This window comes from Reichenbachiella sp. (genome assembly GCF_965233835.1).
GTDB lineage: Bacteria > Bacteroidota > Bacteroidia > Cytophagales > Cyclobacteriaceae > Reichenbachiella.
On sequence record NZ_OZ247585.1, the window covers coordinates 540,236 to 554,395 of the forward strand.

11 protein-coding genes are annotated in these 14,160 nt (G+C 41.1%); 4 read left to right on the forward strand and 7 right to left on the reverse strand.

All coding sequences use genetic code 11. The features are described from left to right. Positions 1-123 precede the first annotated feature (123 nt). Positions 124-567 (reverse strand): DUF1801 domain-containing protein, encoded by a 444-nt coding sequence (locus tag ACO6S2_RS02260; RefSeq protein WP_422360893.1) that lies wholly within the window; start codon positions 565-567, stop codon positions 124-126. A 261-nt stretch (positions 568-828) separates the two neighbouring features. Between ACO6S2_RS02260 and ACO6S2_RS02265 the strand changes: the two genes are divergently transcribed. Next, positions 829-1,956: a DUF2911 domain-containing protein gene (locus ACO6S2_RS02265; protein ID WP_422360894.1), complete on the forward strand. Its 1,128-nt coding sequence runs from the start codon at positions 829-831 to the stop codon at positions 1,954-1,956. A gap of 54 nt (positions 1,957-2,010) precedes the next feature. On the opposite strand, the gene ACO6S2_RS02270 is transcribed toward ACO6S2_RS02265, so the two are convergent. Both ACO6S2_RS02270 and ACO6S2_RS02275 read right to left on the reverse strand, forming a co-directional pair. After that, a complete protein-coding gene (locus tag ACO6S2_RS02270) occupies positions 2,011-4,593 on the reverse strand; it encodes an ABC transporter permease (protein WP_422360895.1) in 2,583 nt (860 codons plus the stop codon). A 2-nt stretch (positions 4,594-4,595) separates the two neighbouring features. After that, entirely contained in the window at positions 4,596-4,937 is a 342-nt protein-coding gene (locus ACO6S2_RS02275) for a PadR family transcriptional regulator (protein ID WP_422360896.1), read from the reverse strand. A gap of 138 nt (positions 4,938-5,075) precedes the next feature. Here ACO6S2_RS02275 and ACO6S2_RS02280 point away from each other — a divergent pair, with 138 nt between their 5' ends. Together ACO6S2_RS02280 and ACO6S2_RS02285 are read left to right on the forward strand one after the other, a co-directional pair. Then, positions 5,076-5,444 carry a DUF3703 domain-containing protein gene (locus tag ACO6S2_RS02280; protein ID WP_422360897.1) on the forward strand — a complete coding sequence of 123 codons (369 nt, stop codon included), beginning with the start codon at positions 5,076-5,078 and terminating at the stop codon, positions 5,442-5,444. Between the two features lie 54 nt (positions 5,445-5,498). Next, positions 5,499-5,984 (forward strand): hypothetical protein, encoded by a 486-nt coding sequence (locus tag ACO6S2_RS02285; RefSeq protein ID WP_422360898.1) that lies wholly within the window; start codon positions 5,499-5,501, stop codon positions 5,982-5,984. On the opposite strand, the gene ACO6S2_RS02290 is transcribed toward ACO6S2_RS02285, so the two are convergent. The 4 genes from ACO6S2_RS02290 to uvrA all read right to left on the reverse strand — a co-directional run bounded on the left by ACO6S2_RS02290 (position 5,981) and on the right by uvrA (position 13,216). Beyond that, a complete protein-coding gene (locus ACO6S2_RS02290) occupies positions 5,981-6,826 on the reverse strand; it encodes a hypothetical protein (RefSeq protein ID WP_422360899.1) in 846 nt (281 codons plus the stop codon). The genes ACO6S2_RS02285 and ACO6S2_RS02290 overlap by 4 nt on opposite strands. Positions 6,827-6,886: 60 nt before the next feature. Next, positions 6,887-9,070, reverse strand: coding sequence for a bifunctional alpha,alpha-trehalose-phosphate synthase (UDP-forming)/trehalose-phosphatase (locus ACO6S2_RS02295; protein WP_422360900.1), 2,184 nt, complete (start codon positions 9,068-9,070; stop codon positions 6,887-6,889). A gap of 157 nt (positions 9,071-9,227) precedes the next feature. Further along, on the reverse strand, positions 9,228-10,400 hold the full coding sequence (locus ACO6S2_RS02300) for an exo-beta-N-acetylmuramidase NamZ family protein (RefSeq protein WP_422360901.1): 1,173 nt from the start codon (positions 10,398-10,400) through the stop codon (positions 9,228-9,230). Then, positions 10,400-13,216, reverse strand: a complete 2,817-nt coding sequence (gene uvrA / locus ACO6S2_RS02305) for an excinuclease ABC subunit UvrA (protein ID WP_422360902.1) — start codon at positions 13,214-13,216, stop codon at positions 10,400-10,402. The genes ACO6S2_RS02300 and uvrA overlap by 1 nt, the downstream gene beginning before the upstream one ends. Positions 13,217-13,359: 143 nt before the next feature. Between uvrA and ACO6S2_RS02310 the strand changes: the two genes are divergently transcribed. Continuing rightward, positions 13,360-14,130: an acyl-CoA desaturase gene (locus tag ACO6S2_RS02310; RefSeq protein WP_422360903.1), complete on the forward strand. Its 771-nt coding sequence runs from the start codon at positions 13,360-13,362 to the stop codon at positions 14,128-14,130. Positions 14,131-14,160 lie beyond the last annotated feature (30 nt).

Consider the following 14,160-nt stretch of genomic DNA (forward strand, 5'->3'; position numbering starts at 1 on the left):
GAAAGACAGCTTTTACATCAAAGAGGTTACCTTTTTTTTGAAAAATTTATCGTTTTCCAGATTCAGGAAAACTATAATAGATTTTACCCCCACAAGAGTTTTAAAAAATTCTTGTAACTAGCCCTACTTTCTCCTATTCTCCTTGGCAAAGAGAATAAACGTTTCCATATCTGCGGCACCTATGGCCCACCCTATAACATCCAACGGAAGGTTATCTAGTTTCTTGAATCGAACGCAACTTTTTCCCATATCCATTTTTTTGCCGCTGGCTTTGTAGTCGTTTTCAAATTTTTCCCTTAAAGCTGGATCACAATAGATCCCACTGAGATAGACTGCCATATGATTCTTTTGGGAAGCCAATGCGGCGAACATTAGTGGCTTTTTGTTATAAGTATCTGGGTAAACTTCAAGAGGTACTTCGTAGCTGATCATGCCCCAGTTCATTGTTTCCTCAATGCCTTTGGGTAAGTTTTTAAGAATGATAGCTCTGACTTTTTCAATAGCGTCTTTTCGATCATTTGGCAGGGTTTCAAGATATTCTTGGACGGAAGTTGCTGAGCTTTGCATAATCGTGATTTGTGTGTTTAAATAAAATTAAGGTTTTCGTTGTCAAAAAAGAGTAACCAACAATCAAAATCCTCTGGATTTGGATAAGGGTATCTTGAAAAACCACCAAAGCCGCCCAATAGAGGCTTTTTTTGCCCCCTGTTGTCACTAGGATTCAACCTTTCATCACGGAATTTACCGTTTATCACAAAATCTCCTCACCCATACAGGATACCCGTTTATCTACTTGTTAAAAATTCAAATACCATAACCATTTATATTATGAAGACAAAAACTAACATGAAAGCACTTTTTACAGCTGCGATCGTCGCCTTGCTGTGTTGGGAAGTAAGTGCCCAAAACGTAACTACTCCAAGAGCAGTGGTACCTGCCAGTGAGATGACCCAGACCATCGGGATCTCTACAGTAAACATCAAATATTCAAGACCTAGAGTTACGCTCAGGGGAAATGATCGTACTGGAAACATCTGGGGCACATTGATTCCATGGGGATTTGAGGCTACCACATTCGTTGATGGAAGTAACATTCCATGGAGAGCCGGAGCTAATGAGAACACCATTATCACTTTCTCTGATGATGTAAAGATTGAAGGAAAAGATTTGGCTGCCGGCACTTACGGCTTGCACATGGCTGTATTCGAGGATGGAAAAGCAACTGTTATATTCTCTAACAACAGCAGTTCTTGGGGAAGTTTCTACTACAAAGAATCTGAGGATGCACTAAGAGTAGATGTGCAGACAATGGACGTACCACACACAGAAGTACTTACCTACGATGCCATAGCTATGGATAACACCAGTGCAACAATCGCCTTGAAGTGGGAAAAGAAAGCCATTCCATTTAAAGTGGAATATGACGTGCACAGCATCGTGATTGCTAATTTCAAGGACGAACTGAGATCAATCCCAGGCTTTGGCTGGCAAGGACTGAACCAGGCCGCTAACTACTGCGCCCAAAATAATGTAGAACTAGAGCAGGGGCTTGTTTGGGTAGATCAATCTATCGCTAACACAAAAAATTTCAACAACCTGTCGACCAAAGGGCAGTTGCTCACGGCTATGGGCAAAACAACTGAAGCACAGGCCATCCTGGATGAAGCTGTAACTACGGCTAATGTAGGGCAGCTTAATTTCTTAGGCTATCAAATGCTGGGACAACAGAAGTATGATAAAGCGATTGAGTACTTCGCCTTGAACGCGAAAAGAAACCCTAAAAATGCCAACTGCTGGGATAGCTTGGGTGAAGCTTACAAGACGAAAGGCGACAACAAAAATGCAATCAAGAACTTGAAAAAGTCTCTTTCTCTAAATCCAGCAGCCAATGTAAAGGCTAATTCAATTAAACTGTTGAAGGAAATGGGCGTAGACACAAGTGCTTACGGATCATAAGAAAATTCCAATTTTGGATATGTTTGGAAGGCCAGCAGTTGCTGGCCTTTTTATTTATTCAGATCTCAAAACTTCTGTCGGGTTCACTCGTGTGGCGTGCATTAGTTGTCCAGTAATTGTCAGCGATACGGTGATCACAATGAGGAAAACAGAAAATACAAATGGTGCTACACCAAAAATATTTGAATCAGGATAAATGACCTTTAAAAGCTGATTGATTAACATAGTTCCGGAAGGGGCACCAACAACGAAAGCAATCAGCATGATCCAGATGTATTCCTTATTGGCTTGTTTGATGATAGATAGTCTACCTGCACCTAATACTTTTCTTATCCCGAACTCTTTCATTCTTCGCTGAAGATTAAAACTCAAGAGGCCAAACAGTCCCAAACAAGCCAATATCATGGCAAAGGCTGAAATGGTACCAATCAAAGTGACATTCCCTCTATTCTCTCTATAGAAGTCGTCAAAAGTAAATCTCTGAAATGCTCGGCCATAGGGGTCATTGGGTGCAAAATCAAACCACGCAGCATGCATTTGATCATCCACATCAAAGAGTTTGTCTTCGGTTGTCTTCACCACAAAATAGTTAAATTCCTCTTCAGCTCCGATGCTGAAAAATGCTGGGCTAATTTCGTCATGAAAGTTATCCGTGTAGAAATTTTCTATGACACCGATGACAAAATAGTCTGTACTATCATAGGTGAATTTTTTATCTAGTGGCTCCTCCCAACTGAGCTTTTCTGCAAACTTCTCATTGATGACCGCAAAATTGGATGGATAGGTGGACCCCTCGTCGAACAACTTTCCTTCTACCAATCTTAGGTTCATTGTTTCCAGATAGTTGGGTTTTACTTCATAATGTAGTGTTTTGAGTTGTGCATCAAGGACCTTCACTTGAGTCAACCAATCCATTCGTCCCAAATGACCTTTCGATTCCGAATATCCATTTATGTCAGGGTTAGAGGCTGCAGCTTGTCGCAAGGACTGCAAGTGGCTTTTACTATTGACCTGAATGGAAAATACACCGTTTGCCTTATATCCCCAGTCTTTTTCATTCATATACCTGGCATTGTCTGTAAAGACTAAGCACCCCACTACCATCATAAAAGCCAAAATCAATTGCAGCGTAAGTAATATTTTGCTAAACCAGTTTTTCCCTCCAAGTTTTTGGTTTCCTTTCAAAATAGCCACGGGTTGAAATTTGGAAATATAAAACGCCGGGTACGACCCAGATGCAAAACCAATGACTAGCAGTAGGCCTCCGAAGAAAACCACCGCTGCCTGAAAAGATGAAAACGAAAAAGGAATGCTCACAGGAAATAGTGCATTAAAGCCCGGTAGGAAGAAAAAATAGCTCAACAAAACTCCCAGAAACAAGGCCATCAAACAAAGAATAAAGTTTTCGGTCAGGAACTGATAAATAATATTGCTCCTATTGCTGCCCATCACTTTTCTCATTGCAATTTCTTTGAGGCGTTTGGCTGCGGATGCAATGGCTATGTTCATATAGTTGAAACAGGCTAAGACAAGCAGCATAGCAGCAATTACTGTCAAAGCCAAGCGCCCCGCCGGGTGACCTCCACTTGAAACACTACTCTTAATTTCAAAGTCGCGAATCGACATCTGATCCAGTGGCACCATTTCAAATTTAGCAATCGTCCAATCAGAAGAAACTTCATTATGCCTCTTGACATATTTAGCCAACAGATCATCTAACTCTGAAGGGTGATGGCCTGGTATCAACTCTATGAAAATAGCGTTAGTCAAAAAGTTCCAATCTGGCTTTTCATTTCCTTTTATATCGAACCAGTTTGAAATAGGAACAACTAGATTAAAACTAAAGCTAGCATTAGAGGGATATTTTTCTAATACTCCACTTACTATGAATGACTGCATTTGGTCTCCCGGCAACTTAACCGAGAGTGTTTTTCCCAAAGGATCTTCATCACCAAAATATTTGATTGCATAGTTTTGACTAATCAAAATGTTCTGTTTGTCATCGAGGGCATCGCGTCGACCTTGAATCAACTTGAAATCAAACAGGTCTAGATAGGAGGGATCTGTGTACGAAATCCTTTCCGCAAATACTTTATCGCCAAACCGTACATTTCCCCGAACATATTCCATTCTCATTGTATTACTGACAGCCGCGCTATTGGCTTTTAAGTCTTCGGCAATCAAGATTGGGTTTGCTCCCCAGAGTTCCGTCCCTGATTCATGTTGCACATGATTGATCAAATGATAAATTCGATCCTTTTTGGAATGAAATTGATCCATATGCAGCATCATATCCACAAAAATAAAAGTGGTAATGGCACATCCAATGGCCAGCGCCAATCCAAAAATATTAATCATAGAAATGCCCCAATTTTTAGTGAGATTTCTAAATCCGATTTTTAAATAACTGTTAAACATAATGAGTGAGTTTATTTTGAGTTTGTTTGACCTTAAATTGGAAAGCCTGAAAAAGCGAATGACATCCCAAGCATATTTTCTTCGTGCAGATTTTATACCCTCTTCATCGACTCTCCGATAGAATAATTCCTGTGAATCACCCTGAATCTCTTCTAAAAGATCCGGGTCACAGTACCACTCTAAAAAGCGATCAGCCCATTGGGGAGGATGAATTTTCACGATTAAGAAAAGTTAAAAGTGAGATTTGGAATGGAATTGTAAAGTTCATTTCTCAGTCCTATGGAGTGATCAAGAGCTTTCTTTCCTTCAAGAGTGAGGGTAAAAAATCGTTTACGCCTTCCTCCGCGTTCGTTGGTAGCTCCGCCCATCCTGGACTGCACGAATCCCTTTTTTTCGAGCCGTTTTAGCACTTCATGAACCGCACTAATATTGACCTTTCGTCCGGTTTTCTCTCCGATTTCGTCCATGATAGCTACACCATAAGCTTCATCAAAAAGAGCTCCAACGGTAAGCAACGCTAATTCTTCAAATTCGCCCAAGTGATTTCCTTTTGTACTTCCCATTTTAAAATGATTTGTTATACAAACGTGAATTTAATGTATTAGTTTCAGTTTTGTATAATTAATGCGTGATGAATTTCTTAGCTGGTTTATACAAGACATTAATTGTTGTCTGAAGCAACTTTGTAAGAAAACATTGATATGAAGTTGAATACAAAAATGTCCAAAAACCTCAAACCCATTTATGATGACGAATTAACCAAGTATGACATCGCACGGAACAGGCAAGAAGTTGGCGCCGCCTGGTACCATCTAGAACGGGCACATATAATAGGGCAGCGTTATCCTTTTCAGCATACTGAGACCCATTGGAAAATGTTCCTTCTGGGTATTCAGACTGGAAACTTCAAAGAAATCGTTGGTCAAGTCATACGATTAATCTTTGGAGCCCCTTTATCATTGGTCAATAAGATACCTGTAGGAAATGTAGGCAGTAGCAGAGTTTCAATGACCAGACCCCAACCAATCCCTGAAGACTTACAAAAATTGTTAGCCGGAGTCGAAAAATAGTGTACCCATGACCCTCTATTTTCGTAGAAGCCAGGGAACCTACTCACCAATGCAATGAATCTTATTGAAGACTGGTCTAAAATCAGAAAACATTTTAACCAAAGTTTTAAAACCAACCTACACGTTTCCGTGGGCTCCGTTGATGAAAACAATTACCCTACCGTGACGCCTATTGGTACTCTTTTCTTGAATGACAACCAAGGAGGGTTCTATTTTGAAATGTTTCCTTCCAAATTACCGCAGCACGCCAAATCGAACAAAAATATCTGTGTGTTGGGAGTCAACAGTAGTCGCTGGTTTTGGATCAAGTCACTTTTCAAAAAAAGATTTGACAGCTATCCAGCAGTGAAGCTCTACGGACAACTTGGGAATAAAAGGAAAGCAACTGAACAAGAAATTGCTCGTTTAAAACGACGCATGCGATCCACAAAGAGCCTCAAAGGGCACCAATACTTATGGGGTCACATGGACATGATCCGTGAAGTATCTTTTCAAAAAGGTGAGTCCATAAATTTGAAGGAGATGACAAACCGACTTTAATATAAGCTATCGTTAGAGCCAAAGTGATAAATTAGACTGAAAGTAACAGTGTTGCTTAACGCATCCTTGAATGGATCACTTAATGGTATTTTTACTAGCAAACCCGGTTCTATATGTTTTCCTTTATAACTAACTCCTAAGTCAGCCATATAAGCTGATCTCTTCCCAAAAAAAACTTCACTAACCACGTCATTGATTCCTGTTCGTCCTTCTACTGCTGCTGAGAATTTAATGTTATCAGTAGATAGGAATCCAAATTGCAACATATAATCCGCAAATAAATAATTCTCTAAGGGCTCATCAAACTGAGATACGCTTTTTGTATCTCTAAAAAACACAAAGCCTCCATTTACCTTAAAATACAGGCCCTTATTATTCAATTTTTGTTCATGGTTTATTTTTGCAATGAGTCCCCAAGCCCACGGCATCACCACTTCGATGCGCAGTGGGTCTGTGAGAAAACCTCTTCCAATTGCACTTGGTTTATCTTCATCTACTGTAGGCAAAATGGCTGCTATTTTTCCATAAGTTGATGGTTTTTTTGTGCCAAGCTTTAGTCCAACTTGGACATTTCCGAAAGAGGTTTCAGAATCGTCATCGTCATTCAAATTTAAAATTGGAACATCAACGTTTAAATATAAATTTCTTCCTATTCGCTTAGATCCATATACATGAAACACTCCTGAGAAAAAACTTGCATCTGACGGCCCTTTGAATGACGCCTTGGTATACTCCAAGCCAATATATTCAGCGGTGTCAGCCAACCATATATTTTGAGCAAATAAACTTGATGACAGAAAAATAGCGACCAAGCATACCGCTATAGATTTAGTTGAACTCATAGAAGGGTTTTTTGTTGATTCTCGTTTTGCTGCGAGCGAAAATAGAGAAATTATAACAACTCAACTTACCATACTCTTCAAAAGTGCTCGAACATCTTCATAGCTATTTACACTAAACTTGGCAGCAGAATTTGAGCTGCCCACTTTAATGGTATAGGCATCATTTGGCATCGCTTTGAAAGTATCTTCATCTGTCCAATCGTCTCCTGCGGCCATGATGAAGTCAGCTGCTTCATACCGCTTCATCCAGTTTCGAGCAGCTCTGCCCTTATTTATTTCTGTACTTTTGATTTCTACTACCATATCACCTTCTAGCACCTGGAGGTTTTGGTTGGATGCCAAGTATTTCAAGTGACTGGTGAGCTCTCTCGTTCTTAGCTCGCCAAGACCAGTTTCCACCTTACGATAGTGCCAAACTAAAGAGTAATCCTTTTCTTCAATAAAAGAGCCTGGCGTCCGAGCTACATAGCCATCCAACACTTCTCCAATACCTTCTTTCCAGGCATCTGTAAGGTTAGTTATGGTGTGCCATTCTTCTTTGTGTCCTTTGAGCCATACCCCGTGCTCACCAATAAGGTCTACTTTGCAATCTTTGAACCACTCGCCCAGCGTAGTTTTATCCCTTCCACTGATAATCACCACATGAGCTTTCTCAGTTAATCCATTCACCAACTTATACAATTCTGGGTCTGGTTTAGCGGCAGCAGGATCACCAAAGAAACCCTGAAGGGTTCCATCATAATCGAGGAACACAAGTGGGTTTTTTGACTTTTTATAGGCCGAAACCACTGTCTCTGTAGACTTTTCATCCAGCAACTTAGTGGTTAGCGAACGTTGCTCTTTCTTCACAATTTCCAAGCGATTCATAAACAAATCCACCCAGTGATAAATGTTGTATCGCTTGATGGTGTTTTGCATTACAGTCATACGCTGCATTTGTTCTTCTTCGTCCATTTCCAGTGCCTCGCGTATGGCTTCTACCATCTGGTGGCGGTTGTTCGGGTTCACTAGCAGAGCGTCAGAAAGCTCTTTAGATGCCCCCGCCATTTCACTCAAAACTAGAACCCCCTTTTTATCCAGTTTGCTTGCAATAAATTCCTTGCAGACCAGGTTCATTCCATCACGCATAGGACTTACCAAACAAACATGGGCCATTCTATAAAATGCGGAAAGAGCATGTAACGGAAATGATCTATAGAAGTAATGGATTGGTGTCCAGCTCAATCTGGAATAACGACCATTGATTCGTCCTACCAATAAATCAATTTCTTCCTTTAATTCTTTGTACTTACCTACCTGGTCACGTGAGGGTACTACCACCATGAGAATGGATACTTTCTCCAGATACTCTGGGTGTTTTTCCAAGAGTTTTTCAAAAGCCTTCAGTCTTTGTGGTATGCCTTTGGAGTAATCCAAACGATCGATGCATAGTACGAGTTTTTCGCTCCCAATACTAGTTCGGTATCTTACTTCACGCTCAAGGGTCTCAGGAGCTGCAGCCACCTGTGCATATTTATCATAATCAATTCCCATAGGAAGGGCGTCTGCCATGATCTGGCGATTGTTGTAATTGATATGACCATGTTCGTTGCCAATACCCGCCAACCTACTTACAGAGGACAGAAAGTGACGCGTATCATCATAAGTATGAAAACCTAAAAAGTCAGCACCTAGCATTCCCAACAACAGCTCTCTCCTCCATGGCAGCAATCTGAATGACTCATAAGATGGAAAAGGAATATGTAAAAAGAAGCCTATAGATATATCGGGCCTTTGTGCTCTTACCAGCGCTGGTAACAACAACAGCTGATAATCATGAATCCAAATGGTATCATTGGCATTTGCGTTCTTTAGAATTTGATCCGCAAATTTTTGGTTCACCGCCTTATAGGATTCCCAGTACTCCTGATTGAATTCGGAAAACTGATTGAAGTAATGAAAATTGGGCCAGAGCGTTTCATTAGAAAATCCTTCATAGTAGAGCTCAATATCTTCATCAGTCAGAAAGACCGGAGCCATGTTTTGCGCTTTCAGCTCTTTTACAGTCTGAGTTTCTTCCTTTTCATTTAGCACAGCGCCAGGCCAACCCAACCAAATATTGTCTCCTTGCTTGTAAATAGAACCAAGTCCGGTGGCCAACCCTCCTTCACTAGGAGTAAAGGCAAGTTTCCCATCTTCTTTGACAATTCTTACGGGTAGTCGGTTTGAAACAATGATTGTTTTTGCAGATTGCTTAGCAGCCATATTCGTTTATTGAAGTTAAAAGATACTAGTTCACAACCACTCCTGGAGGAATAGGGGATTGCAAACACGATTCGTGTCTGAGAAAACACTTCTATCAGTTTTGGGCAAACTGGACTTAAAATTAACGATAAAAACTAAGTAGTGCGTGAATTCAATATTAATAGATCAATATTTCGGCTCTTTTTTCCGAATATTCTGGAAATTGCCGTTCTTCTATCTTCTTCAGTTCATACATTGAACCGTTCGACTCTACCCACCTTCTGATCAAATCAGTTCCGTTTAGAATATCAATAGGCAACAACTCCTCTTCGTACTCATAAGGGGGCTGCTTCCACTGAAAGTGATGTCCCAAGTGATGATAAAATTCACGACAAAGAAGCTGTCCTACATGCCAAGAAGAGAAAGTATTGTAATCAGTCACATGGATTTGAAAGCCGTGGCATACTTTTCCAGCATGTTTTTGAAACGTGGGCAAAAAGGAAACAGGCCTTAGGACAAAACCTACCAGTCCAGCTTCTTCAAATGATTTTTGTAGCTGAGGCAACAAGTCATAATTTGAAATTTTGGGATGACCAATCGTTTCTAAACTTTTCGTAGTACCACGCCCTTCGGAAATATTCGTGCCTTCAAAAAGCACAGTACCCACGAAAGAAAAGGCTGTCTCAGGGTTGGGTAGGTTTGGTGAAGGCAGAACCCAAGGCAACTTCGTGTCTAAGAAATATTGATCTCTACTCCAGCCTTCCATTTCTATTACTCGAAGTTCACAGTCTATTCCCCAATGTTTCCTTGCCATCAAGGCTACTTCTCCAATAGTCAAAGCATGACGCATCGGTAGCTCGTGCATTCCAACAAATGATTGATAAGTGAGGTCAAGAATGTTTCCTTCTATTTTTTCACCCCCAATTGGGTTCGGGCGATCGAGCACAATTACTTCCACATCATTTTCGGCGCATGCCTCCATCATGTAAGTCATTGTATAGATGTAAGTATAGACTCTTGTTCCCACATCCTGCAAATCGATCAAAATATGATCGAGCCCCTCCAACATCTGCTTAGTTGGCTTTCTCGTATCAGAGTACAAGCTGTATACCGGCAAATCATAATGGCTATGATGAAAATGGTCGGACTCCACCATGTTGTCTTGCACATCGGCGAATATGCCGTGCTGTGGAGAAAAGAGTTTTTTTAACCTCTCTCCAAATATTGACTTAACGATATCAATTCCATGATTATAATTGGAATCGATAGAAGCAGCATGACACAGATAGCCGATGTTGCCCTTGATATCGGAATGATTCTTTTTTAGAGATTCTAGTCCTGTGGTTACCATTAGTTTATTTTCTCTCTAAGATACTTCGCCGTATGGTTATCCTCCAACTTCACCATGTCCTCCGGCGTACCAGCAAAACAAAGTTGTCCTCCCTGATCACCACCGTCAGGCCCTAGGTCGATAATCCAGTCAGCAGATTTGATAATTTCCATATTGTGCTCAATGATCAAAACCGAATTACCCTGATCTACCAAGGCATTGATACTATCTAAGAGTTTCTCAATATCCTTGAAATGTAGCCCCGTGGTTGGTTCGTCAAAGATGAACAAGATCTTTTCTTTATTGGCCGATTGTCCTTTTCCTAGAAAAGAAGCCAATTTCACCCTTTGCGCTTCTCCGCCACTCAGTGAGTTAGAAGATTGGCCCAACTTCACATAGCCCAAACCTACATCGTCTAATGGTTGCAACTTGGAGACAATGGTTTTTTGATCTTCGAAGAATCCCAAGCTCTCTTCAATACTCAGATCCAATATATCTGCAATATGCTTGTCTTTATAGGTCACTTCAAGGATTTCCTCTTTGAAACGTCGTCCCTTACACTCATCGCAAGTCAAATGCAGATCTGCCATAAACTGCATTTCAATTTTCACTTCTCCTTCACCTTGACACGTTTCACACCTACCACCATCTACGTTGAAAGAAAAATGGGCGGGCTTCAGGTTTCTTTGTTTGGCCGTAGGCTGATCAGCAAACAACTGACGGATGGCATCGTAAGCTTTCACGTAGGTCACTGGATTCGATCTCGAACTTCTTCCTAGCGGATTTTGATCGATCATCTCCATGCGTTGGATCATTTTGTAGTCACCATCCAACTCTCCAAACTTACCGGTTTCTTCACCGGTCACCCCTACAATCTTGCCTAGTGCAGGGTATAATATCTTTCTGATCAAAGTAGATTTTCCAGAACCACTGACGCCCGTCACTACAGTCAATACACCAAGAGGAATCGATACGTCAATTCGCTTGAGGTTATTTTCACGAGCACCCAGTATATCAATGCTATGTTTCCAAGACCTTCTTCGAGTTGGTTTCGGGATAAATTCTGTGCCATTCAAAAACCTGGCAGTTACTGATTCTTTCTCATCCAAGATGGCTCCCCAATCTCCTTGAAAAACCAACTCACCACCATGAATGCCTGCAGCCGGCCCAATGTCTATGATTTGATCTGCTCGTTTCATTACCTCCTCTTCATGCTCCACCACTATGACGGTATTCCCAAGCCTTTTTAAAGTTTCAAGCACATTGCCTAACCGAGCGGTATCTCTAGGGTGCAGGCCTATACTCGGTTCATCCAAAATATACATAGAGCCCACAAGCGCACTTCCTAAGGAGGTTGCCAGCTTAATTCTTTGGTATTCCCCTCCAGACAACGTAGAAGTCAACCTGTTCAGCGTCAGATAGCCTAAACCCACTTCCTTCATATAGCTCAAACGGTTTTGAATCTCTTTCAAAATTCGTTTAGCCACTTTTTTATCGAAGTCACTTAACGCTACGTTTTCAAAAAACTCTAATGCCCGATCAATAGGCATTAAAACCAATTCGGAAATGGCTTTGCCATCCACCTTTACATAAAAGGCATCCTTTCTAAGTCGTGTACCCTTGCAATCAGGACAAGTAGTTTTTCCGCGATAGCGAGAAAGCATGACTCGGTACTGAATCTTATGAAGCTGTGATTCTATAAATGCATAAAAGGCGTTCAGTCCTTCGAATTTTCCAGTGCCCTCCCAAAGCAAGTTGTACTCATCTTCAGTTAGATCTTTCACCGGACGATGCAATGGGAAGTCAATATCATGCGCCATGTGAAGTAAGGGCTGCAACCATTTTTTCATGGTCTCACTTCTCCAAGGCACAATCGCTCCCTCGTAAACAGAGAGGTTTTTATCTGCAATGACCAAATCTGGGTCAATACCTAATACCTTTCCAAAACCCTCGCATTTTCGGCAAGCACCGTAGGGATTGTTGAAGCTAAATAAGTTGACAGAGGGCTCCTCGAAGGTCATACCGTCTAATTCGAATCGGTCTGAGAACTTCCTGACTTCTCCGTCACGGAAGTGTATAAAACAATCTCCGTGACCTTCGAAAAACGCAGTTTGTACTGAATCCGATAAGCGAAAAGTCGCATCTTCATCCTCTTTGTTCACACTCAGTCGATCAACCAAAATCTCGACTTGAGAAGGATCCACTTTCTGAGGATCCAAGTCTTCGATTTGTTCTAAGGTCCCGTCTACCAATACTCTCGTGAAACCTTTACTCAAAAGAATATTAAATTCTATTTCGAGTGTACGGTCGGCCGCCAAAGTAAGGGGTGCGCTGACCATGAACTTGGTGCCGTCTTCATATTCGTTGATTGCATTAACCACCGAAGAAACCGTATCCCTTTTCACCGGATTCCCACTGACTGGAGAAATGGTTTGTCCGATTCTGGCATAAAGCAATTTGATATAATCATAAATCTCGGTGGTCGTACCCACAGTAGATCTTGGGTTTCTGGTGTTTACTTTTTGTTCGATGGCAACAGCAGGAGATACGCCTTTGATATAATCTACTTCTGGTTTTTCCATACGACCCAAGAATTGGCGGGCATAGGAGCTCAAGCTTTCTACATATTTTCTTTGGCCTTCTGCAAAAAGGGTATCGAACGCCAGAGATGATTTTCCAGAACCCGAAAGACCAGTAACTACAACCAGTTTATTTCTAGGTATGGCCACACTTAGGTTTTTCAGGTTATTGACACGCGCTCCTTTGATGACTATAAAGTCACGTGGGTCCAATTGATCAATATTTTTGGTTACCTGATTTTCTAGAGTTTCCGCCATCGAAATTGAAATTTTTACAATCCGCAAAGATAGAGATACGGATGTCAAAAAGCACATGATCAAAAAATATTGATTTTTTTGCCGAACTTTGTCACAAATAAGGATCGATACTGTCCTTGTAATTAGGATTACAAACAATTGAAATGGAGATATTAATATTTATGTTGGTGATGTGGTATGGTGGTTTGTTTTTTCAGACCTTCTTTTTGCATCGCTATTCAGCGCACCAGAGTTTTACGATGTCAAGATTTGGGGAGAAGCTTTGCTACTTTCTTACCTGGGTTTTCCAAGGCTCAAACTACCTGAGTGCTTATGGATATGGAGTGATGCACCGTATGCACCATGCCTATGCGGATACAGAAAAGGACGTACACTCACCAAAATATGACAAAAACTTGTTTGCCATGATGTGGCGAACTAAAACGACATATTCTGCCATCACAAGTAAAGAAGTAGAAGTGGAAAGCAGATTCACAGACAATGTACCTGTCTGGGAATCGTTCGACAGATTTGCTCGTTCGTGGGTATCCAGACTGGCTTGGGGAACAGCATACTTTTTCGTTTTCTACACTTATGCTACCGCCTGGTGGCAATGGCTGTTTTTACCAATGGCTTGGATGATGGCCCCTATTCACGGTGCTATTATCAACTGGTTTGCCCATGTATATGGCTACATCAACTTCAAAGTAGGAGATACTTCGAAAAACTTCCTTCCTTTTGATTTCTTGATGATGGGAGAGAGTTATCACAACAATCACCACAAGCATGGCAACAGAGCCAACTTCGGTGGTGTGCGCTGGCACGAAATAGATCCTACCTACTTGATTATGTGGGTAATGGATAAACTAGGCATGATTCACATTAAGAAACTGGAAGTTTCGGTGAAAAGAGAAAGCCTTAAGAAGGCAGCTTAAGGATAAACTCGCAGTTAAAAAATTTAACCC

Excerpts from the sequence above, each read along its gene's own strand:
- ACO6S2_RS02295 (WP_422360900.1), bottom strand. The coding sequence starts at position 9,070 with ATGGCTGCTAAGCAATCTGCAAAAACAATCATTGTTTCAAACCGACTA.
- ACO6S2_RS02290 (WP_422360899.1), bottom strand. The coding sequence starts at position 6,826 with ATGAGTTCAACTAAATCTATAGCGGTATGCTTGGTCGCTATTTTTCTG.
- ACO6S2_RS02310 (WP_422360903.1), top strand. The coding sequence starts at position 13,360 with ATGGAGATATTAATATTTATGTTGGTGATGTGGTATGGTGGTTTGTTT.
- ACO6S2_RS02280 (WP_422360897.1), top strand. The coding sequence starts at position 5,076 with ATGAAGTTGAATACAAAAATGTCCAAAAACCTCAAACCCATTTATGAT.
- ACO6S2_RS02260 (WP_422360893.1), bottom strand. The coding sequence starts at position 567 with ATGCAAAGCTCAGCAACTTCCGTCCAAGAATATCTTGAAACCCTGCCA.
- ACO6S2_RS02265 (WP_422360894.1), top strand. The coding sequence starts at position 829 with ATGAAGACAAAAACTAACATGAAAGCACTTTTTACAGCTGCGATCGTC.
- ACO6S2_RS02275 (WP_422360896.1), bottom strand. The coding sequence starts at position 4,937 with ATGGGAAGTACAAAAGGAAATCACTTGGGCGAATTTGAAGAATTAGCG.
- ACO6S2_RS02300 (WP_422360901.1), bottom strand. The coding sequence starts at position 10,400 with ATGGTAACCACAGGACTAGAATCTCTAAAAAAGAATCATTCCGATATC.
- ACO6S2_RS02285 (WP_422360898.1), top strand. The coding sequence starts at position 5,499 with ATGAATCTTATTGAAGACTGGTCTAAAATCAGAAAACATTTTAACCAA.
- uvrA (WP_422360902.1), bottom strand. The coding sequence starts at position 13,216 with ATGGCGGAAACTCTAGAAAATCAGGTAACCAAAAATATTGATCAATTG.